15 protein-coding genes are annotated in these 22,389 nt (G+C 67.9%); 3 read left to right on the top strand and 12 right to left on the bottom strand.

Features of this window, described 5'->3' with window-relative positions; genetic code table 11:
* Positions 1-178: 178 nt before the first annotated feature.
* Positions 179-1,030, top strand: a complete 852-nt coding sequence (locus ABT009_RS31085) for an endonuclease/exonuclease/phosphatase family protein (RefSeq protein ID WP_351302305.1) — start codon at positions 179-181, stop codon at positions 1,028-1,030.
* Between the two features lie 7 nt (positions 1,031-1,037).
* Here ABT009_RS31085 and ABT009_RS31090 read toward each other — a convergent pair whose 3' ends face one another.
* Entirely contained in the window at positions 1,038-5,015 is a 3,978-nt protein-coding gene (locus ABT009_RS31090) for a bifunctional glycosyltransferase/CDP-glycerol:glycerophosphate glycerophosphotransferase (RefSeq protein ID WP_502989995.1), read from the bottom strand.
* 390 nt (positions 5,016-5,405) lie between these two features.
* Here ABT009_RS31090 and ABT009_RS31095 point away from each other — a divergent pair, with 390 nt between their 5' ends.
* Positions 5,406-6,518, top strand: a complete 1,113-nt coding sequence (locus tag ABT009_RS31095) for an LCP family protein (RefSeq protein ID WP_351302311.1) — start codon at positions 5,406-5,408, stop codon at positions 6,516-6,518.
* 103 nt (positions 6,519-6,621) lie between these two features.
* Here the strand turns inward: ABT009_RS31095 and ABT009_RS31100 are convergent, their stop codons facing one another.
* Positions 6,622-7,740 (bottom strand): PLL family lectin, encoded by a 1,119-nt coding sequence (locus ABT009_RS31100; protein ID WP_351302314.1) that lies wholly within the window; start codon positions 7,738-7,740, stop codon positions 6,622-6,624.
* A gap of 239 nt (positions 7,741-7,979) precedes the next feature.
* Here ABT009_RS31100 and ABT009_RS31105 point away from each other — a divergent pair, with 239 nt between their 5' ends.
* Positions 7,980-8,354: an NTP pyrophosphohydrolase gene (locus ABT009_RS31105; RefSeq protein WP_351302317.1), complete on the top strand. Its 375-nt coding sequence runs from the start codon at positions 7,980-7,982 to the stop codon at positions 8,352-8,354.
* 20 nt (positions 8,355-8,374) lie between these two features.
* Here ABT009_RS31105 and ABT009_RS31110 read toward each other — a convergent pair whose 3' ends face one another.
* The 10 genes from ABT009_RS31110 to ngcE form a co-directional block, all read right to left on the bottom strand.
* Entirely contained in the window at positions 8,375-9,847 is a 1,473-nt protein-coding gene (locus ABT009_RS31110; protein WP_351302320.1) for an ArnT family glycosyltransferase, read from the bottom strand.
* Between the two features lie 157 nt (positions 9,848-10,004).
* Entirely contained in the window at positions 10,005-11,480 is a 1,476-nt protein-coding gene (locus ABT009_RS31115; RefSeq protein WP_351302322.1) for an amino acid permease, read from the bottom strand.
* A 233-nt stretch (positions 11,481-11,713) separates the two neighbouring features.
* Positions 11,714-13,642 (bottom strand): 1-deoxy-D-xylulose-5-phosphate synthase, encoded by a 1,929-nt coding sequence (dxs, locus tag ABT009_RS31120; RefSeq protein WP_351302325.1) that lies wholly within the window; start codon positions 13,640-13,642, stop codon positions 11,714-11,716.
* 218 nt (positions 13,643-13,860) lie between these two features.
* Complete coding sequence (locus ABT009_RS31125; RefSeq protein ID WP_351302328.1) at positions 13,861-15,144, bottom strand: sugar ABC transporter permease; 1,284 nt, start codon at positions 15,142-15,144, stop codon at positions 13,861-13,863.
* The gene (locus ABT009_RS31130; RefSeq protein ID WP_351302331.1) at positions 15,141-15,932 is read right to left on the bottom strand and encodes an ATP-binding cassette domain-containing protein; all 792 of its coding nucleotides are present in this window, start codon (positions 15,930-15,932) and stop codon (positions 15,141-15,143) included. The genes ABT009_RS31125 and ABT009_RS31130 overlap by 4 nt, the downstream gene beginning before the upstream one ends.
* A 279-nt stretch (positions 15,933-16,211) precedes the next feature.
* Positions 16,212-17,318 (bottom strand): ABC transporter substrate-binding protein, encoded by a 1,107-nt coding sequence (locus tag ABT009_RS31135; protein WP_351302449.1) that lies wholly within the window; start codon positions 17,316-17,318, stop codon positions 16,212-16,214.
* A 133-nt stretch (positions 17,319-17,451) separates the two neighbouring features.
* Complete coding sequence (locus ABT009_RS31140; protein WP_351302334.1) at positions 17,452-18,651, bottom strand: ROK family transcriptional regulator; 1,200 nt, start codon at positions 18,649-18,651, stop codon at positions 17,452-17,454.
* Between the two features lie 235 nt (positions 18,652-18,886).
* Entirely contained in the window at positions 18,887-19,837 is a 951-nt protein-coding gene (locus tag ABT009_RS31145; protein WP_351302337.1) for a carbohydrate ABC transporter permease, read from the bottom strand.
* Between the two features lie 12 nt (positions 19,838-19,849).
* The gene (locus ABT009_RS31150) at positions 19,850-20,773 is read right to left on the bottom strand and encodes a carbohydrate ABC transporter permease (RefSeq protein WP_351302340.1); all 924 of its coding nucleotides are present in this window, start codon (positions 20,771-20,773) and stop codon (positions 19,850-19,852) included.
* Between the two features lie 51 nt (positions 20,774-20,824).
* Positions 20,825-22,300: an N-acetylglucosamine/diacetylchitobiose ABC transporter substrate-binding protein gene (gene ngcE / locus ABT009_RS31155; protein WP_351302343.1), complete on the bottom strand. Its 1,476-nt coding sequence runs from the start codon at positions 22,298-22,300 to the stop codon at positions 20,825-20,827.
* Positions 22,301-22,389 lie beyond the last annotated feature (89 nt).

Raw genomic sequence — 22,389 nt, forward strand, 5'->3', positions numbered from 1 at the left:
CTCTCATCAGGTGCTTCGAAGTCGGGCGGGTGCTGTACCCCCGGTGGGACGAATGTCCGAGACAGGTTGATACGTCGGCACATTGGTGCACAGTCAGCCGATAGGACATCATGTCGGGATGCTGCTGATGCCTACTCAGTCGGCGTCCGGATGGCGCAGGCACCGAGGACTCAGGTTCGTGGTCGCTGTACTCGCCCTGCTGGGACTCGCCTCCGCGGTGTCCGTGACACAGTCCGTCGTGTCGGACCGTTCGGTCGCCGCGGCACGGGAGGTGACCGTGGCGACCTGGAACATGTGCGGCGTACAACAGTGGGGCTGCGCCGAAACCGGCAGCAGGAGCGAGAAGAAGCGTCAGCTGAAGCGGCTCGCCACCCGGGCAGGAGCCCGGGTGATCCTGGTACAGGAGGCCTGCGCCGCCGACCTGAAGGCGACGCGCAAGGCTCTCGGATCGTCCTGGCGCAGCTCCTTCAAGGCCTACAAGTGGCGTGACCGCAACGGGCGCAAGAGCACCGTGCAGTGCGCCGCGCGTGGTCAGGGCGCGGCAGGGTTCGGCATTCTCTCGGACTCCGCGGTGTCCGAGGTGACCGCGGTGGCCTCGCAGCAGCCCACCGTCGGACTGCAGCGCGGCATTCTCTGCGCCACGGTGGCCGCGCACCGCCTGCGGATCTGCAACGCTCACCTCAGCCCGCCGGGCAGCGATACGGCCCATCCGGACTGGGACTTCCGCGACGACCAACTGAAGGCACTGGTGGGCGCCGCGTCCGGCCGGCGCACGGTCTACGGCGGCGACATGAACGTGGATCCGCCGGAAGACGGCAGCCCCTCCGCCTGGGTATGGCCGGCAGGCCCGTACACCGCATATCGGGAGTGCGACCAGTCGTCCGCATCCTCGCGCTCGGGCCGTCCTACCCATTCTTCCGGTCACAAGCTGGACTACCTGTTCACCAGGTTGCCGAGGTCCGGATGCGACGTGCGGGACACCGGCGCGTCGGACCACCGGGCCCTGCTGATCAGGGTGCGGACGGCATGAGCGGGCATCAGACGATCACGCCCTCGTAGGTCCGGCCGTCGGAGGTCCGGGCTGCGGACGGCGAAGCCGGTAGTTCGAAGCGTGCCGGTTGCAGCCCCGCGTGGGGGCGGCGCTGTTGCTCGCCCTGCCGGGGCTGGTACGGCTGTGCATCGCCGGTCGCGTACGGCTGCCGAGGCGGGTATGGCTGCTCCTGCCCGGGCGGGCCCGGCTGTACGGGCACGGCACCCAGGAGGCGGCCGTTTGCCGAGGCCGGTTGCGCCTGTGCGGGTTGCCGCTGCTGACCCTGGGGAGCGAACCATTGCTGGGCCCGCCACTGGATCGGCGTGAGGGCGCGCACGGCATGCCGGGTGTCCACCGTGCCGACAGCCGGGGCCTTCGCGTCCTCGGGTGCCAGGTCCCCGCCCTCGATCAGCAGCCGGTCCGCGAGCCGGGCGGAAGCGAAGCCGTCGTCCAGATCGCAGAACTCGCCCTGGAACCAGCGGTAGCGCTCGGCGTAGGCCTCCTGGATGCGGTCGATGTCGCGGATGGCGGACACCAGATCCTGCGACGTGTACACCAGAGGGCCCGGCGCGCTGCGCTCGAAGTCGAAGTAGAAGCCACGCAACGTGTCGCGGTAGTGGTCCAGGTCGTAGGTGAAGAAGAGGATCGGGCGGCCGGTGTTGACGTAGTCGAACATGAGGGACGAGTAGTCCGTGATCATCACGTCGGTGATCAGGGACAGGTCGGCCATGTCCGGGTAGTCGGAGACGTCGAAGACGAATCCGTCGCCCGCCCCCGGCACCGGGTCCACCACGTTGGGGTGGCGGCGGACCATGAGGACGTGGTCGGCGCCCAGGCGTGCGCGCGCGTCGTCCAGGTCGATGCGGAAGTCGAACTTGTACTTGCCGGGCGCGTAGAACTGGTCGTCGCGCCATGTGGGGGCGTACATGATGATCCGCTTACCCTCGGGCAGGCCGATGCGGCGGCGGATCTCCTGCTCGCGCCGCTCCATGCCGGGGCGGCGCAGGATGTCGTTGCGCGGGTAGCCGCACTCGACCATCTCGCCCGGGAAGCCGAAGGCTCGCTTCAGGATCGGGGTGGAGAAGCTGTTGGGCGAGACCAGCATGTCCCAGTTCTGCACCTCCTTCTCGACCCGCTCCAGGTAGCGCTGGTCGGCGAAGTGGATGGCCTCGATGTCGTGGCCGATCTTCTTCAGCGGGGTGCCGTGCCAGGTCTGCACGACGATCTGCCCGTCGCGCTTCTGGAACCAGTCGGGAAGGTGGTTGTTGGCGATGACGTACCGGCTTCGGGCCAGCGCCTCGTACCACTCCGGCGACCACATGCGCACCGGGGTCGCCGTCTGCGGCACCTCCACCTGGTCGTCTCGCACCACCCACAGGTGTTCCAGGTCCACACCGCGGCGCACCAGTTCCTCGTGCAGGGCGCGGGGGCTGTCCGAGTACTGGGTGCCCTTGAAGGCGTCGAAGAGGATCGCGGGGCGGACCTTCTTGCGGCGGGCCGCCGGGTATGCCTTGGTGCGCAGCAGCTTCTGGCGGTACGGGCCACGCGCGTAGTCCGGCATGGCGGAGTGGACCAGGAGGGAGATCCGGTCGTAGGCCTCGGCCTGGAGCTCGTACCGGCGCTCGTTCTCCTCATACTCCTCTGGGAAAGCGCTGATCAGGTCCTGCTCGATCTTGATCATCAGGTCCTCGAGGCGGTCCTCGCGAGCGACTGCCGAGAGGTCCTGGCGGCGCAGGAAGAAGTCCCAGCGGCCGGCCGCGAGCGGGATGCCGCCGGCAAGCGTCCGCATGGCCGCAGGCGTCAACACGCAACGGAACTCGTTGCCGTTCCAGGCGAGTGGGAGGGCACGCTCGGCGCCGTGAGCACGCGAACGCACCACCATGTGCGCCGCCCGGTACTCCGCGACCGAGAGCCGGTCGGCGGCCTTGTAACGGCCGATGATCTCCAGCGATCCGTCCTCCCCCCAGGCGAACCGGGTGACGGTGGGCAGGGTGGCGCGCTCGAACAGGACCAGGTATCCGGAGCCGTTCCGGTGCACCACGACCTCGCGGTCGCCCTCGCGTGTCTGGAGGGACGCCGGCATGCGGTAGTGCCCGTCCGGCGTCTCCTCGGCCATGACGGGGTACATGGTCATCTTGCGGCCCTCGACATGGAAGGTGGTCTTCCAGCCGTTGCTGCCCATGCTCCAGGACTGCGGGATCTCGGCACCGTCCCGCGCCTCCGTACGAAATCCAGGCACCAGTTCACGCAGGGGGAGACGGGTGACCCAGGTACACCAGCCGTCGCCGCCGGGGGTGAAGCGCACCCAGGCGTCGTGGCGCCCCGCCCCGCTCATACTGGCGACCCGGAGCTTGCCCCATTCAGGCACCTTGGGGCCGAGGTAGACGCCCCCCAGTTCGAGCTGGTCGCCCACCACCCGGTGGCGGGTGATGCGGCAGCGCACGGTCTCCACGCGTAGCTTGAGCTTGCCCTGGAGGAAGAGCGGCAGGATCCGGGTGTTCTTGTCGACATAGCGGTACGGCGGGTTGGCTGCCGTACCGGCGCTTCCCCGGTCGAGGCCCCGGTAGCGGAACAAGCCCCGGCTGAGCACGCCCGCGGCGACGTCCCAGGTGCCCTCGACCCACTCCCCCTTGCGCTTGAGGCGCGTGGTGTCGATCCGGGCCTCGAAGCCGGCCCAGTCGTAGCAGTAGCGGTTCTGGTTGGAGTGCTCGGTGGCCTGGGGCGCATAGGTGGTCTTCGCCTGAGTGATCACCATCCGCCCCTGCTTCTTGTTCCGCAGGGCGAGAGCCTTCACGGACATGTGCTTTTTGTGCACATTGATGAACCGGACGTATGCGGCACCGGTGAGGACTAGCCACTCGGACTTCCACTGCGCGCCGCTCACCGAGCCGTGCAGTGAGAACTCCTTGTCGAGACGGTAGGCCTTCTTGTCGATACCGACCTGACGGTCCCCCAGATAAGGGTAGTTGAGGTAACGACGAAGGCGTCTCTGCACGGGCATCGGCCCGCCACGTCTCTCGAACTCGATGACATTGAGCAGTTCGTCGAGTCGCCACTCACGAACGAGCAGCCACTTAACGCGGGCATCGGCCGGAAGTTCGTCGATGATGTCGGGGTCGGCCTCGTCCAGGAACTGGTTGGCCCACTCCATGAACGCGTCCTGGTATTCCTCGTCGGCGTCCGGCAGCACCTTCAGGTGCAGCAGCAGATCGGACTTGAGGCAGGCGAGGTCGTACTTGCGCTTGCTCTCGACATAGGTACGCGAGCGCCGCTCGGCGAGGAAGCGGCTCACGGACTGCACGGCCGCGACCCGGTCCCGGAGGTTGCTCAGCTCGGTGTGGCGCTGGGTGATGGACGGAGCTGCGCCCCCCTCCCTGCGGCGCCAGAAGTACACGATGTCCGTGATCACATCGACCTTGGTGGCCCGGAAGTGAGCGAACATGTTCACCCAGGAGTCCTCATAGAGAACACCCTCGGGGAACTCGATGTAGTGGTAGTCCCAGAAGGACCGCCGGAACACCTTGTTCCAGACGGTTCTGTCGTAGATGAGCGCATCGAACTTGGTGATGTGTGTGCCACGCCGATTGCGCTGCATGGGGCCCTTGTGCAGCGGAGACTGCCACTTCTTCGTGGAGTTCATCATCTGCACGTTGCCCGAGACGAAGTCCGAGCCCGACTCCTCGACGGTTCGGATCAGGAGCTCGTACGCGTACTCGGGGATGACGTCGTCCCCGTCGACGAAGGCAAGGAATTCACCTTCGGGATGCATGGCGCGGATGCCGACATTCCGGGCCTGGCCAGGCCCATGGGCTTCCTGCCTGATCATCCGGAAACGCGGGTCGCGGGCGCAGAAGTCGGCTGCTATCTCCGTGGACCTGTCGGTCGAACCGTCATCGACGAGGATCACCTCGAAGTCCTTGAAGGACTGCCGGGCTATCGACTCCAGGCACTCGGCGAGATAGACCTCAACATCCTGAAATGGCACGACAACACTGAGACGCGGCCTCTCAGCCAAGATCTACTCCCACCAGACACTCCGCCACACCCAGTGATCACCGGACAGCTCTGGCCGGACTACCCTGGGTGCCCCCTCCCACTGACGTCGCCTGCATCAACCCCCCAGCCGATCAGACGCCGTCACACCTCGTGATCAATCAGCGATCACAAGGCTCACACATCCTAGGTCACTCCTAAGAGTGGTCAAGAGTCAGTCATGTGTTGTTTACTGCCGCTTCTCACTTGGGCCTACTCTCCTTGAAGAAATGCATATAGTGCCCACTGAACAGTTGGCAGATGGCAAAGTGGGCCGGCCTCCCCCCACCCGGGTCCCACACTCCGCCGGCGGCGGAGCCTGTGAGGAGAGGGACCGAAGGGAATGACGCACAGCGCCACCACCGAGTCACGGCGCGGGCACCGGGCAGCACCCGATCCAAGGCAACCTGAGCACGGCAGGCGACGGCGCTCCGAGCGGCGCGGAAAGCGGCGAAGGGGACGAATAGCACTTCTGACGCTGCTGGTCCTCGTGTTGGCCGCGGGCGGCACCGGCTACTGGCTCTACAGCGACCTCAACGGCAACATCGAGGGCGTCGACTTGGACAAGGCTCTCGGCGACAACCGCCCCGAGAAGCTGCCCACGTCGGGCCAGAACATCCTCGTCCTGGGCTCCGACTCGCGCTCGGGGGCGAATGCATCGCTGAACACGGGCAAAGTCTCGGGAGCCCGCTCCGACACCGCCCTCGTGATGCACATACCCGAGGGCCGCGCGCAGGCGACCGCCATCAGCATCCCCCGTGACACCCTGGTCACCCGCCCGAAGTGCACCAAGTCGGACGGCTCCACTTTGCCCTCCGCAAAGCGTGTGATGTTCAACTCCGTGTACTCGCTTGCCGGTCCAGCCTGTGTGGTCAAGACCGTGGAGCAGATGTCCGGGGTGCGGCTCGACCACTTCGTCGAGATAGATTTCGCCGGCTTCAAGGGTCTCGTCGACGCCATAGGGGGCGTGACGGTCACGGTCGACGAGGCCATCCACGACGAGTCCAGCGGCCTGGACCTCGAGGCCGGCACCCACAAGCTGAACGGCACCCAGGCCCTGGCTTTCGTACGGACGCGGCACGGCATCGGCGACGGCAGCGACCTCGGCCGTATCGGCCTTCAGCAGCAGTTCATGATCGCCCTGCTCTCCGAGATCAAGAAGCAGGACCTACTGGGCAGCCCCACGAAGGCGTACAAGATCGCCGACACGCTCACCGAGTCGCTGACGACCGACTCCGAGCTGGCCTCCCTGACAAAGCTGGCTGAATTCGCCCGCAGCATGAACGGTGTCGACCCCTCCACCATGGAGACGATCATGCTGCCGGTGAAGTACGACACCGCCGACCCGAATCGCGTGGTGCCCGCCGAGCCGCAGGCGACGCAGCTGTGGAAGGCGATCCGCAACGACGAGGAGATCCCCGCGTCGGCCAAGAAGTCCCCCGCGACGGGCGGTTGAGCCGGCCACCACGCCGAACCCGGGGGCGTCGGACCGTCAAGGTCCACGCCCCCGGTGGCTTGTCGCACGAGTACCGGTCAGAGCCGCTGCCGCCGGATCTGGGTCAGAGCCGCTGCCACCGGGTGAAGGCGAGACCGGCGCCGTCGTCCTGCCGTGCCAGGCGCGGCACCCCGTCCGGGTCGATCAGTGCCATGACCACGCGGCCGAAGCCGTCGCGGGCCAGCGCGGGTGTGCCCTGACAGCGTTCGGCCAGTGGGTACCACCAGAAGCCGTTCGTCTCGTTCTCGGCACCGCCCACGCCAAGCACGGCTGTGCCGTCCTGGCCTCGGTAGGCGAGCACGACACAGTCGTAGCCGTCCAGCGCTGTGCGCAGCACTGCGTACGGTCTCTCCGCGGGGGACGCGCCCAGCGCGATGGGCCAGCCACCGGGACGCCAGGCCACCGTGCCGCCGTCCACGGCGTCCGTCCAGAAGTAAGTAGCGCGGTCCGGTCCTGTCTCCAGGGCCGCGACCGTGCCCGGCGTCGGCCGTAGTGCGAATCCCCGCGGCGCGGCGAAGCCTCCGCCTGCCTCCGCCTGCCTCCACACCAACACGCCCGTCTCGGCGGCGGCGCAGACCTCCACCCTCCCGCCCGTGAGAGCGACAGCAGCAGGCGGTGCGTCGATGCCCATGCCTAGCAGGTCCTCCCACGCCTTCCACTTGCCGTTCGGAGCCTCGCGCCGCAGCATCAGGCCACGCTCCGCGCTTCGTACGAAGACGTGCACGGTTCCGTCCGAGGCGATCGCGCCCATCGGCACGCCCAGCCCACGACCCTGCTCGCGGTCCTTGTGCGGATTGCCGAGCGATCGCCAGTCGGTGAAGGCGCGACCCGTCTGGTACTGGATGGCATGCACGATGTCCACGCTCCGGGAGCCGTCGGAGCCGGTGCGCTGCCTACGGCCGAGAAAGTGGACATATCCGTCGATGCCCTGGGTCACGGTCAGATCGGTCAGATCGGCCACGGCCACGAAGTGCGGCCCGCTCCAGGCAGGGCCGCCGACGGCAGTCTCGGACCAGCGCAGCAGCCCGCCGTCCGTGGGCGCGTACAGGGTGAGTCGGCCGTCCTTGCCGAGAGTGAGCCAGTTCCCGTGGGCCGTCCCGGAGGCGACGTACCTGGGATCGGCCGCTTCGCTGTCCCCGTTCGGGCGGGCATACCCCACGGCGCCTGCCGACCTTCTCCGCATGGCCTGGCGTCACCTTCCTGAAGCCCACCGCATCATGAACACGGAAACGGATCCTTTGATTCGCGCCACATCATATGCCGTTCGCGCATCAGTTCTCCGGGGCGCCGGTGGCGGCCCCCACGGGGCGACGCCGCGACGCCGATACGGACGGTTCGCTCCCGTTGCACACCGGCGCGGATACTGTCAACGGCAGTGGAGATGCCGCCTGCCTGAGATCAGGCACGGCAGAGGAGGACCCCGTGACGGCACTCGTGATCATCGACGCCGCCAACGTCGTCGGCTCCGTCCCCGACGGCTGGTGGCGCGACCGGCGCGGGGCCGCGGAGCGGCTCAGGGACCGGCTCGTGCGGTACGCCGCCGACGGTCTGCCCGCCCGTCCGGGACCCGTGGACATCGTGCTCGTGGTGGAGGGCGCGGCCCGCGGAGTGGAATCCGTGCCCGGCGTACGCGTAGACGCGGCCCCCGGCAGCGGCGACGACCGCATCGTGGAGCTGGTGGCCGAGGCGCAGGGCCGCCCTTGTCTGGTCGTCACGGCGGATCGTGAACTGAGGCGGAGGGTCGGCGAGTTGGGGGCCGAGGTCGCCGGGCCGCGGACGGTCCTGGGTAACAGCTGACACCGTTCCTGCCCCCCTCCTCACGCCACCCGTGCGTACAACACCGCCCCGTCCACCGTCCCCACCGCCTCGTACCCGGCCGCCAGCAGGTGTTCGAGTGACGGCACGCGGTCCGGGGCGTACGGCTTTCCGCGTGAGTCGTCGACGATCAGGGCCGGTGCGTGGGTCCTCATCTCCTCGCGGAACACCGGCCACGCGCCCGCGACGGCGTACTTCTCCCCCACCTGGGGCCCGTTGCGGCCGCCGCTGTAGTTCGTGAGCAGGCCGGCTGTCAGATAGCGGGTGGCCGGGGTGCGGTCGGCGAGCCAGTACGTCTCCGGGTGTATGCCCCAGATGAGGATCCGGTCGCCGGGTGCCGTGCGGTGCGCCACGGCGTCCGCCACGCGCTGCGCGTGCGTCAGCTCGGGGCGGGGCGCCAGGACTCCCCAGGCGAGGAACAGCGTGCAGGTGCAGGCCGAGGTGAGCAGGGCCGTCGCCAGCCGGTCGCGGGGCAGGATCTGCAATGCTGCGGTGGCCAACAGCGTGAGGGGCGGGATGACTTGCAGGTAGTAGTGGCCGAAGAAGTGGAAGCCCGCCAGGACCGCAACGGCCGACGCACCGAGCCACAGCCACAGGTCCCCCGATCCGGTCCTGGCGATCCGCAGGACGCGCACGACCGGGGGGATCAGGCCTGCGCAGGCCACGGCCAGGATCGCCGTGTTGGCCAGCCCTCGCCCCAGTACGTGGAGTTCGGACCCGGTGAACGAGGCGTACGTGCCGGAGCCGGTGACCGTCCAGAACAGGAATCCGGCCGGATCGGTGAGCGCGGCAGCCGCCAGTACCGGTGCCACCAGCCCCACCGCGAACAGCAGTAGGCCGCTGCGCGGCGGGCCGGACCGCCACAGCAGCCACACCACCGGCACCAGTACCGCCCCGCCGGTCTGTTTGGCCAGGAACGCGCAGGCCACGGCGGCGCCCGCGGCGCCCCAGCGGCGGCGGTCGGCGCACCACATGGCCGCCGCCATGGGCGCCAGCATGAAGATCTCGAAGGTGGCGGCCTGGGCGTCCTCGGGGTTGAGGCCGATGGAGGCCGGCAGGTACAGGATTCCGGCGGTGCGGCCCGCGCCGTCGCCCCAGCGCCGCCGGGCCAGGGACGCAAGGAGGACGGCGGCCAGGAGCTGGGCCAGGACCGCCAGCACCCGTACAGAGGTGAGCGACGCGTCGCCGAACAGCGCGAACGCGCCCGCGTACAGCCAGGGCACCAGCGGCGGTTTGCGGTCGACCACCGTCTCGTACAGCTCTCCCCCGTGGGCCAGCATCCGTGCCTGCACGGCCAGATAGCCCTCGTCGGGGTTCCACAGCGGGCGCAGGAACGCCGGCACGTGGGTGATGCACGCCAGTGCGGCGAGGGCGGGGAGCAGGCGTGTCCAGTACCGGTACCGGGAGCCGGCCGGCAGCTCCGCGCGCGGCGCCGGCGGACACGGCGGCTGCGGCGCCCGCCGCGTCCGAGGCATCTGGGGCGTCCGAGGCGGCCGCGGCATCCGCGGATCGATTACGGAACGTGGCGAAGCTGTGGGCTCGGCGAGCATACGGGCACGCTATCCGGCTCCGCAGCCCCTACCTAATCAGGACATACGGGTCCGGATGGTTGGCGAGCAGGGACCAGGGCGTCTACTTCCGTCGCTTGACCATCTCACTGTGCGTGCGCCCGTACAGGAAATAGACGACGAAGCCGAGCACCATCCAGATGGCGAACCGCAGCCAGGTCTCGGCCGGCAGGTTGAGCATGAGCCACAGCGAGGCCGCCACGGAGACGATCGGGAGCACGGGCACCCACGGGGTGCGGAAGGCCCGGTGCAGATCGGGCCTGGTGCGGCGCAGGATGATGACGCCGAGTGCGACGACGACGAAGGCGAAGAGCGTACCGATGTTCACCAGCGTCGCGAGCTCGTTGATGCTCGTGAAGCCCGCGACGATCGCGATGATCACGCCGAGCAGGATGGTCGGGCGGTACGGCGTGCGGAAGTGCGGGTGCGTGACCGAGAAGAAGCGTGGCAGCAATCCGTCGCGGCTCATCGCGAAGAACACCCGCGTCTGACCGAGCAGCAGGATCATGCACACGGTCGTCAGACCGACGGCGGCGCCGAAGCTGATCACGCCCGCGTAGAAGGGGTGCCCGATGGCTTTGAAGGCGTCGGCGAGCGGGGCGCTGACAGACAGTTCGGTGTAGTGCTGCATACCGGTCACGACGAGCGAGACGGCGACGTACAGCACGGTGCAGATGAAGAGGGAGCCGAGGATGCCGCGAGGCATGTCGCGCTGCGGGAGCTTGGTCTCCTCTGCGGCGGTGGCCACCACGTCGAAGCCGATGAAGGCGAAGAAGACGACGGATGCGGCGGTGAAGATGCCCATGACGCCGAAGTTCGTGGGTGCGTAACCGAACATCAGCTGAATCAGCGGGGCGTCGAGCCCGCCGCCCGCCGGCTGCTCCTGCGCGGGCGGGACGAACGGCGAGTAGTTGTCGGCCTTGACGAAGAAGAGACCCGCAATGATCACGATCATGACGACCGTGACCTTGATGGCCACGACGACGGTGGTGATCCGGGCGGACAGCTTCATGCCGATGACCAGAATCACCGTCAGCAGCAGGACCAGGAGGAAGGCAAGGAGGTCGAAGGTGCCACCCGGCACGTCCGGTCCGGACAGGGCGGCGGGCATGTGCCAGCCGATGTTGTCCATCAGGGAGCGCACATAGCCGGACCAGCCGACGGCGACGACGGCCGTGCCGAGCGCGAATTCGAGGACCAGGTCCCAGCCGATGATCCAGGCGGGCAGCTCACCGAGTGAGGCGTACGAGAACGTGTATGCGGAGCCGGCCACGGGAACGGTGGAGGCGAACTCGGCGTAGCAGAGGGCGGCCAGGGCGCAGACGACACCCGCAACGACGAAGGCGAGTGCGGTGGAGGGTCCTGCGTTCTCCTTGGCCACTTTTCCGGTGAGTACGAAGATGCCGGTGCCGATGATGACGCCGACGCCGAAGACGGTGAGGTCGAGGGCGGACAAGGACTTCTTGAGCGCGTGCTCCGGCTCTGTCGTGTCCCGGATCGACTGCTCGACACTCTTCGTCCGGAAGAGAGCGCTGAACAAGACTGGACCTCCCACGCTTGTCGCCTCGACTCGGTCGAGAGCGGGTATGGTCCGTATGCCACGTTATGGCCGGTTTCATGCGAATGGGTCGGTCCCACCACCCGGGCAGGGGGTGGGACCGACCCAAGGGACCGGCTGGGCGGCCCATCGCCGGCATGCCTGCTGTCGACGGACCAGCCGCGAGGTCGACGGATCAGCCGAGAGTTCGACGGACCAGCCGCGACGCCTGCGGGTCAGTCCCGCACCGGCTCCACCGAGTCCACCTCGTCGGCGGCGGTTCGCTCAACGCCGTCGAGCTTCGCGACCAGGCCGGTGACCTGCCGGGCGATGTCCGGGGCGGTCAGGCCGATCTCGGCCAGGACCTCCTTGCGCGTCGCGTGGTCGAGGAAGCGCGGCGGGATGCCGAAGTCGCGCAGCGGCAGGTCGACGCTCGCGTCGCGCAGCGCCTGCGCGATCGCCGAACCGACGCCGCCCGCCCGCGAGTTGTCCTCCACGGTCACCACGACGCGGTGCTGCTCGGCCAGCGGCGGCAGCGCCTCGTCGACGGGCTTGACCCAGCGCGGGTCGACGACGGTCGTGGAGATGCCCTGCTTGTCGAGCAGGTCGGCGATCTCCAGGCACATGGGGGCGAGCGCGCCGACGGAGACCAGGAGCACGTCCGGCCGGTCCGTCCCGGCCTCGCGCAGCACGTCCATGCCACCGACCTTGCCCACGGCCTGTACGGCGGGGCCGACGGCGCCCTTCGAGTAGCGCACGACGGTCGGTGCGTCGTCGACCTCGACGGCCTCGCGCAGCTGGAGGCGGACCTGGTCGGCGTCGCGCGGAGCGGCGATCCTGAGGCCCGGCACGCACTGCAGGATCGACATGTCCCACATGCCGTTGTGCGAGGCGCCGTCGGTGCCGGTGACGCCGGCCCGGTCCAGGACGAAGGTGGCACCGCACTTGTGCAGCGCCACGTCCATCAGCACCTGGTCGAAGGCGCGGTTGAGGAAGGTCGCGTACACCGCGAAGACGGGGTGCACGCCGCCGGTGGCGAGGCCCGCGGCCGAGACGGCGCCGTGCTGCTCGGCGATGCCGACGTCGTAGACGCGGTCGGGGAACTCCTCCGCGAACTTCTTCAGGCCGACCGGCTGCAGCATGGCGGCGGTGATGGCGACGATGTCCTCGCGCTCCCGGCCGAGCTTGACCATCTCCTCGCCGAAGACGGACGTCCAGTCGAGGCCGGCCTCGGAGATCGGCAGGCCGGTGTCGGGGTGGATGACGCCGACGGCGTGGAAGCGGTCGGCCTCGTCCTCGACGGCGGGCTGGTAGCCGCGGCCCTTCTCGGTGAGGCAGTGCACGATGACGGGGCCGCCGAAGCGCTTGGCGCGCGACAGCGCGGACTCCAGTGCCGCGATGTCGTGGCCGTCGATCGGGCCGACGTACTTCAGACCCAGGTCCTCGAACATGCCCTGCGGGGCGATGAAGTCCTTCAGGCCCTTCTTGGCGCCGTGCAGCGTGTCGTAGAGCGGGCGGCCGACGACCGGGGTGCGCTCGAGGAGGTCCCGGGTGCGGGCCAGGAACCGCTCGTAGCCGTCGGTGGTGCGCAGCGTCGCGAGGTGGTTCGCGAGGCCGCCGATGGTGGGGGCGTAGGAACGCTCGTTGTCGTTGACGACGATGACGAGCGGGCGGTCCTTGGCGTCCGCGATGTTGTTGAGCGCCTCCCAGGCCATGCCACCGGTCAGCGCGCCGTCTCCGATCACCGCGACGACATGGTCGTCCCTGCCCAGCACCTCGTTGGCCTTCGCGAGGCCGTCGGCCCAGCCGAGGACGGTGGAGGCGTGCGAATTCTCGATGACGTCGTGCTCGGACTCGGCGCGCGACGGGTAGCCGGACAGGCCGCCCTTGGTGCGCAGCCCGGAGAAGTCCTGGCGACCGGTCAGCAGCTTGTGCACATAGCTCTGGTGGCCCGTGTCGAACAGCACCTTGTCCTTCGGGGACTCGAAGACCCGGTGCAGGGCGATGGTGAGCTCGACCACGCCGAGGTTGGGGCCGAGGTGGCCGCCGGTCTTGGCGACCGCGTCGACGAGGAAGGTCCGGATCTCGTCAGCCAGCTGGTCCAGCTGCTCCGGGCTGAGCCGGTCCAGATCGCGCGGTCCCCTGATGCGGGTCAGCAGCGGCACCCGTGCCTCCTTGCAGTAGAGCTGTTCGAGCCTTGGCGGGCCTGTCGAGTCTAATGTTCCGCCCGTACGGCCGACGTCCGGGCCGTGCGTCCCACGTCACGCCGTCGGCCGTACGAGGGAACAAAAAAGCGTCATTTTCAGGGCATACCGGACACGACTGTGCCCGGCACCACGGTTGGGGTGCCGGGCACTTGGCCGGTCCGAGAGGACGGTTGCCGTCAGGCGCGGCCAGCCGTCTTCTGGGTCTTTCGGGTCACCGAGTCGATGACGACCGTGGCGAGAAGCACACCACCGGTGATCATGTACTGGATCGGTGTGGCGATGCCCTCGAGGGCCAGGCCGTACTGGATCGAGGTGATCACCATGACACCGAGCAGCGCGTTCCAGGTGCGGCCTCGGCCGCCGAAGAGGCTCGTGCCGCCGATGACGGCCGCCGCGATGACGTTCATCAGGAGGTCGCCGGCGCCGGCGCTCTGGTTGGCGGCCGCGATCTTCGAGGCCCAGAACAGGCCGCCGATGGCCGCGAAGGTGCCGGCGATGGCGAAGACCGAGATCCGCACCGCGGTGACGTTGATGCCCGCGCGACGGGACGCCTCGACGCTGCCGCCGAGGGCGAAGACCTTCCGCCCGTACGCGGTGCGCCGCAGCACGAAGTCGGTCAGCACCAGCACCGCGACGAACAGCACCAGCGCCAGGGGCAGGCCCTTGTACTGGTTGAACATGGCGGCGGCGGCGAAGCCGACGACCGCGAGGACCGCGGTGCGCAGCACGATCTCGCTGAGCGGCCGCGACGGCACGCCCGCGGCCTCGCGGCGGCGGCTGTCCAGGAAGGAGGTGACGAAGAACACCACGACCGCGAGCGTCGCGAGCCCGTAGGCCGCCGCGATATCGGAGAAGTAGTACGTGGTGAGCTGACCGACGACTCCTTCGGAGTCGATGTTGATCGTGCCGTTGTCGCCGAGGATCTGCAGCATGAAGCCGAGCCAGAACAGCAGGCCGGACAGGGTGACGGCGAAGGCGGGCGCGCCGATGCGGGCGAAGAAGAAGCCGTGGATGACGCCGATGAGGGCACCGCCGGCGATGGCGGCGAGCACCGCCAGCCACTCGTTCACGCCGTGCGTGACGCTGAGCACGGCCATGATCGCGCCGGACACACCGCTGACGGAGCCGACCGACAGGTCGATCTCGCCGAGCAGCAGCACGAAGATGATGCCGACGGACATCATGCCGGTGGCGACCATCGCGACGGAGATGTTGCTGAGGTTCTCGGCGGAGAGGAAGTTCGAGTTCAGGCTCTGGAAGATCGCACAGATGATGATCAGGCCGATGACCACGGGTACGGAGCCCAGATCGCCGGCGCGCATCTTGCGCTTGAACTCGGTGACGTAGCCCTTGAGGCCCTGTTCGCGCACGAGCAGCCGCGGGTCCACGGCGGTCACGGCGTCGGCGGCGGCCTCGGGGTTCTCCACCGCCGGTGCTGCGGAGGTCTTGTCGATGCTCACTTCTGAGCCTCCCCGTTGGTACGCGCCGCACGACGGGTCACGGCGTTGTCCGTGGCGCCGGTGATGGCGGAGATGATCTCTTCCTGCGAGGTGGTCTTGACCTCGAAGACGCCGTTGTTGCGGCCGAGTCGGAGCACCGCCACCTTGTCGGCGACGGCCTTGACGTCGGCCATGTTGTGGCTGATGAGGATCACGGCGTGGCCGCGCTCGCGCAGCCGCTCCACGAGGTCGAGGACCTGCGCGGTCTGCTCGACGCCGAGGGCCGCGGTGGGCTCGTCGAGGATGACCAGCTTGGGCTCGCCGAGCATCGAGCGGGCGATGGCCACGGTCTGGCGCTGACCGCCGGAGAGCGAGGCGATCGGGATGCGGACGCTGGGGATGCGGATCGACAGGGTCGTGAGCAGCTCGCGGGCGCGGCGCTCCATCTCGACCTCGTCGAGGATGCCGCGCTTCTTCAACTCGCGGCCCAGGAACAGATTGCCGACGACGTCGATGTTGTCGCACAGCGCGAGGTCCTGGTAGACGGTCGCGATGCCCAGGTTCTGGGCGTCGTGCGGCTTGTTGATCGATACGGCGCGGCCGTCCCACTCGATGACGCCGTCATCGATGGGGTGCACGCCGGCGATCGTCTTGACCAGCGTGGACTTTCCGGCGCCGTTGTCGCCGACGAGGGCGACCACCTCACCGGCGTGGACCTCGAGCTCTACGTCGGTGAGCGCCTGGACGGCACCGAACCGCTTGGAGACCCCGCGCAACGCCAGCACAGGCGTAGCGGACACGTGAACCATCTCCTTCGCCGCCTGACCCGGCGGGAGGTTGTGCAGAAACGAAAGGGGGGGTGGGCCGTCCGGCGCCCCGCCGGAGCCGCGGGGCTGATGGAGCCGGGGCGCGCGGACGACTTCCGTATGACGAGTCCTGAAAGAGCCCCGTGGCGGGGCCCGTACGGGAATTCTCGGATGAACTCCCGTACGAGCAAAGGGACTCGGAGTGAGAAATCCCGGAATCCGGAGTGAGAATCCCGGAAAGAGGACTCGCGGAAGGGCCCCTGAAAGGGGCTCAGCAGGAACTCAGCCGAGGAGACCGAGCTTCTCGCAGGCGGCCTTGTACTTGGTCGTGCAGATGTCGCTCGCCGTGTAGACGCCGTCCTTGATGACGGTGTCCTTGATGTTGTCCTTGGTCAGCGAGGTGACGGCGACGAGGACCGAGGGGATGCCCTTGTCGGTGGGGCTGTCGACCGTGTCCTTCGCGATGGAGTCGAGCTTCTCGCCCTTGGCGAGCGCGACGGCCATCTCGGCGGCGGCGTCGGCCTCGGGGGCGTACGGCTTGTAGACGCTCATGTACTGCTCGCCCGACACGATGCGCTGCACACCGGCGAGTTCGGCGTCCTGGCCGGTGACCGGCGGGAGCTTGGACACACCGGCGGCCTTCAGGGCGGTGATGATGCCGCCCGCCATGCCGTCGTTGGCGGAGTAGACGCCCACGATGTTGTTCTTGCCGAGTGCGGAGATCGCGCCCTCCATGTTGGCGTTGGCGTTCTCCGGCTTCCACTCCTTGGTGTCGTACTCCTTGCCGACCTCGACCTTGCCGTCGAGCACGGAGTGGGCACCGTCCTTGAACTGCTTGGCGTTCGGGTCGGTGGGCGACCCGTTCATCATGACGATCTTGCCGTCCTTGGCCTTGTCGCCCAGGGCCTTGAGGAGGGCCTCACCCTGGACCTTGCCGACCTGGACGTTGTCGAACGACGTGTAGGCGTCGATCGGGCCCTCGGCGAGGCGGTCGTACGCGACGACAGGGATGCCCGCGTCCTTGGCCTTCTTGACCGAGCTCGCAATGGCCTTGGAGTCCACCGCGTCCACGATCAGCACGTCCACCTTGTTGGTGATCATCGTGTCGACCTGCTGGTTCTGGGTGGTGGCGTCCTGCTTGGCGTTGGCGTAGACGACCTCTGCCTTGCCGTCCGTGAGCTCGCTGACCTTCTTCTCGATCAGCGGCTTGTCGAACTTCTCGTAACGCGCCGTCTGGTTCTCCGGAAGGAGCAGACCTATCTTCAGCGCGTCACCCTTGCTCGAGCTGCTGGCCTTGTCGCTGCTGTCGCCGGACTCCTTGGCGCTGCCACAGGCGGCGAGCGAAACGGCCATCGCGGAAGCGGCAACGGCAACGGCGGCACGACGCATACGCGTGTTCACTTCAGAAACCTCCCTGACGTGGCCGCGTCGCTGCGGCCGAGGTGCTCGAAGTCAACTCGGCAGTAGCCATCGCCGTCAAGGAGTAAATCCTTAACGAGATGACAACGGTGCCATGCGTGAACTAAGTGAAGGCGGGCGTGGCCACGGCGAGCGAGCCGTCCAGAAGGGTCGAATCACCCATCTCGCTCAGCGCCAGCGCCAGCGCACCGAGCACCTCGGCCCGGCCGCCCAGCGCCCCCGGGCGTACGGACAGCTGGCGCGCGGCACTTGGGATCGCGTACCGCCCGACGGACTCGCGGATCGGCCCGAGCACCAGCTCACCGGCCTCGGCGAGATCCCCGCCGAGCACCACACGGGACGGGTTCAAAAGGTTGCAGAGACTGGCCACACCGCTGCCGATGTGACGCCCGACGTCGGCGATCACGCGCCGACAGCCCGGGTCGCCGTCCCGCGCCAGCCGGACGACGCCTTCCATGGTCAGATCCGTGCCGTGACTGGGCTGGAGCAACGGCAGCACATAGCGGGCGGCCGTGAAGGTCTCCAGGCAGCCACGGTTGCCGCAACGGCAGACCGGGCCGGACTCATCCAGAGTGATATGCCCGATTTCTCCCGCGGTCCCGCCGGGCCCCCGGTAGATCTTCCCGTCGATCACAAGGCCGGCGCCCACACCGCTCGAGACCTTGATGTACGCCAGGTCCTTCACCCCGCGCCCGCTGCCCCAGACCAGCTCGCCGAGCGCGCCCAGGTTGGCGTCGTTGTCCACGTGCACCGGGACGCCGAGCCGGCCCCGCAGCTCCTCGGCGGGTCTGGTGCCCGTCCAGCCGGGCAGGATGGCCGTCGAGCCCAGCGTGCCCGACTCCACGTCGATGGGCCCCGGCACGCCGAGCCCCACACCGGCGACCTTGGAGCGGTCGACTCCCGTGGCCACGATCAGGCGGTTGACCAGCTCTTCCGCCCGGTCGAAGCCCTGCGCGGCGGAGGCGTCCACGTCCAGCGGCTCGGACTCCTCGGCCAGCACCTGGTGCGCGAGGTTGCCGATCGCGACGCGCAGGTGCGTGTGCCCGAAGTCGACGCCGATGACGATGCCGGCGTCACCGCTCAAGGACACGCTGCGCGCCCGCCGGCCGCCCGCCGAGGTGGGCGTGACCTCGACGGTTCCGCCCTCCTTCAGCTCCCGCACGATGTTGGAGACCGTCGCCGCGGACAGACCCGTCGTCCTTGCGATCTCCGCCTGCGTGAGCGATCCGGCCAGCCGCACGGCACGTACGACCCGCTCGAGATTGGCCCGGTGCAGCGACGACTGCGACCCCGGAGTCTCCATCGACCCATCCACTCCTGCCCTATAACGGACAGCTCTGATGCCGCCCGTGGGCCCGGATCACGGCAGCGGTGAGCCGGGCCACTTACAAGTTGTGAACTCCAAGCTCTGCCGAAGGGGTTACCACAGTCAAGTCCTTGACAGAAATCGCTTCCCTTGGATCGAGGTTCCGGGGCATGCCGAAGGCCCGGTTTCCGGGGCGTTTGTCCTGGGACCGGGCCATGATGGTGGCCTGAGGCTACTTCAGTGCGCCTGCCGTGAGCCCGGCCTGCACCTGCCTCTGGAAGATGAAGTAGACGATGAGGACCGGAAGCATGGCGATCATCATGCCTGCCATGAGGGCGCCCCAGTCGTTCTCGTAGCCCTGCTGCAGCGCGATCATCGCGAGGCCCTGGGTGAGGACGTACTTGTCCTCCTGCTGGTTGAGCACCATGGGCAGCAGGTACTGGTTCCACTGGCCCAGGAAGTTGAAGATCCCGATGCTGATCAGGCCGGGCTTGGCCATCGGCAGCATCACCTGGAAGAACACGCGGGTGTGCGAGGCGCCGTCGATCAGGGCGGCTTCCGCGACCGAGGTGGGCAGGGTGCGGAAGAAGGCCGTCATGAAGAAGACCGTGAACGGCAGCGAGTACGCGATGTAGACCAGGATCAGGCCCTGGTACGTGGCCAGCAGGGACGTCCCGGGGAAATCCCGCAGGACGAAGAAGAGCGGGATCACGAGCATGAAGACCGGGAACGACATCCCCGCCACGAACAGGAAGTAGATGAACCTGTTGCCCGGGAACTGGAAGCGGGCCAGGACATAGGCGGCCATGGAGCCGAGCACCATGGTGCCGATCAGCGAACCGCCCACCACGATCGCGGTGTTGATGAAGTACTGGCCCATGTTCGCCTTGTCCCAGGCGTTGGACCAGTTCTCCCAGTGGAGGCTGGTGGGCAGCCCCCAGGGGTCGGAGAGGATGCCGTTGCTGGTCTTGAAGGAGCTCCACAGCACCCACAGCAGCGGTACGCCGACCATGAGCGCCCATACGACGAGCATGCCGTGCGAGAAGACGTTGAGGACGCCGCCCTCCGAGCCCCGGCCGTCGGTCGGCCCGATTTTCCTGGTGACGCTCGCCCTGGCTGCAGAAACTCCCTTGTCCTCGGCCGCCCCGTCGTCCTTGGCCACCCCGTCGATTTCGGTCGTCATGCGCCCGTACCCCTAGAACTCGATCCGCTCACGCCGCGCGAAGCGCATGGTGAGGATGGCGAACGTCATGGTGACGATGAGCATGGCGACGCCCATCGCGGATGCGTAGCCGAACTGGCTGTCGCGGAAGGCGGTCTGGTAGAGGCGCAGCGGCATGACGTCCGTCGCACCGTCGGGGCCGCCCATGTTGACCGACATGATCTGCACCAGGGCGAAGCCGTCCAGCGCGATGATGCCCATGTACACCCAGCCCGTCTGCACCGTGTCCCACAGGAGCGGAAGGGTGATCCGGAAGAAGGTGTTGGAGCGGTTGGCTCCGTCCAGCAGCGCGGCCTCGTAGATGTCCCGCGGAATGGACGCCATGGCGGCGGAGAACAGCACGACATAGAAGCCGACGTGCGACCAGATCATCACCGCCATGATGCAGAGCAGGGCGAGGCTCTTCTCGCCCAGCCAGGCGTTCTGCAGGCTGTCCAGGCCCACCGCGCCCAGCAGGGTGTTCAGCATGCCGTCCTGCGGGTCGGGGTTGTAGATGTTGAACCAGATCACCGCGATGATCGTGATCGAGATGACCTGCGGGAAGAAGAAGACGAACCGGTAGAACTTCGAACCGGCGACACCGGTCACCACTTCGTTCTTACGGCGCTTTCCCCCGACGTTGAGCATGAAGGCGAAGAACAGGCCGAGCCCCAGCGTGACGACCGGCACCGCGATCAGCATGTAGACGTTGTGGCGCAGCGCGTTCCAGAAGTCGTCGCTGTTCCAGAGCTTCTCGAAGTTGTCGAGGCCGACGAACTTCGCGGTGCCGACGAGCCCGGACCAGTCGGTCATCGAGATCTGGAACGCCTGGACGAACGGCGAGATCACGAAGACCGCGTAGATGATGAGAGGCAGGGCCAGGAAGCCCACGATGAATCGGTACTTGCCGTGCTGCATGGTGCTCCCCGGGCCCTTCCCCTCGGCGTGCCGTGCTGCCTGCCTACCCGATCAGGCCGTGCGCTTGAACTTCTTGACGGAGTCGTCCTTGGCGACCGCGTCGCAGTAGGCCTGGGTCTTCTTGATCCAGTCGGCGGCCTTCAGGTCGCCGGTGAGCAGCTGGCTGGTGAGGCCGCCGATCTTCTCGTCGGTCAGCGCCGGGTACCACTCCTGGAGCTGGAGGCTGATCAGGTTCTCGCCCGCCTCCTTGAACACCTTGCTCGCGGAGGCGAGGCCCGGCGAGAGGGTCATGCCGTCGGTGGCGCCGACCACGCAGGTCAGCGACTTGACCTTGGTGGCGAAGTTCTGCGCGTGCTTCTTGGAGAGCATGATGCGCAGCAGCTCCATGCCGCCCTCGGGGTTCTTGCCCTTGCTGGCGACGATGTAGGGCTCGCTCGGCTCGCCGCGCAGCGTGCCGTGCGGCATCTTGTCGCCGGAGCCGCCGTCGAAGAGGGCGCCCACGGCCATGCCGAAGTCCTTGGGCGTGGTCGGCGCGGACTCGTTCTCGACCCAGGAGCCGTTCGGGATGAAGACGGCCTTGCCCTTGTTCCAGGCGGTCTGCGACTGGATGTGGGTCAGGCCCTGGCTGCCCTGCAGGAAGTACTTCTTGGCCGCCAGCTCCTCGTAGTGCTCGACGACCTGCTTGACGGCGTCGTTGCTTGTCCAGGCGTTCGGCTCGAGGTTGTCGATCGCGATCCAGCCGTCCATGCCGCCGATCTTGGCGATCTGGGCGAAGAGGTTGAAGTGGACGTAGTACGGATACTTGCCCGCGTACGTCCAGGGCGCGATGCCCTCCTTCTTGATCTCGCCGCAGAGCTTGACCATGTCGTCGAGGGTCTTGGGGTACTCCCAGCCCTTGTCGTCCAGGAGCTTCTGCGAGTACCAGGTGCCGTAGATGGTGAAGGCGTAGTACAGCACGTCGAAGACGTCGCCGTGCTTGCCCTTCTCGATGGTGCTCGGGTGGATCGTGTCCTTGACCTTCTTGCTCGCGTCATCGATGGACGCGGCCTCGAGCAGCGCGTTCAGGTCCTGCAGCTGGCCCTGCGTGGACAGCTTGTTCATGTCCAGGTGGTCGGCGCCGGAGTTGTCGATGACGTCCGGCGGGTTGCCGCCCGCGAAGCGCGGGGTGAGCTTGGGGCCGACCTGCTGGGTGCCGGTGTGCTTGACCGTGACGCCGTACGTCTTGCCGTAGTCGGCCTCGGCGTCCTTCGCGTACTGGTCGCCCAGACCGCCCTTGAAGATGAACGCCTCCAGCGGCGCACCCTTCTCGACACCCAGCGGGTTCTTCGCGGACGTCTTGCCGGGGGCCTTGGTCTCCTTGTTCTCGTTGCCACCGCCACCGCCGGTGGCACACGCGGAGAGGAAGCCCATCGTGGGAACGGCGATCAGGCCGAGCGCCGCGGACCGCTTGATCAGATCGCGGCGGCCGACGCCCGCCGAGTTGCTGCCGGCGTTCTCGGAGCTGCTGTGGCCGGAAGTGGATCCCATGCTCAAGTCCTCGCCTTCTCCAGGACTCAGGCGGTGAACCGGATCCTCCCCGGCACCGCGGTGAAGTGCTGTGTCTTCGATGGAGCTGG

The organism is Streptomyces sp. NPDC002896 (assembly GCF_040295225.1).
In the GTDB taxonomy this organism is placed as follows: Bacteria; Actinomycetota; Actinomycetes; order Streptomycetales; family Streptomycetaceae; genus Streptomyces.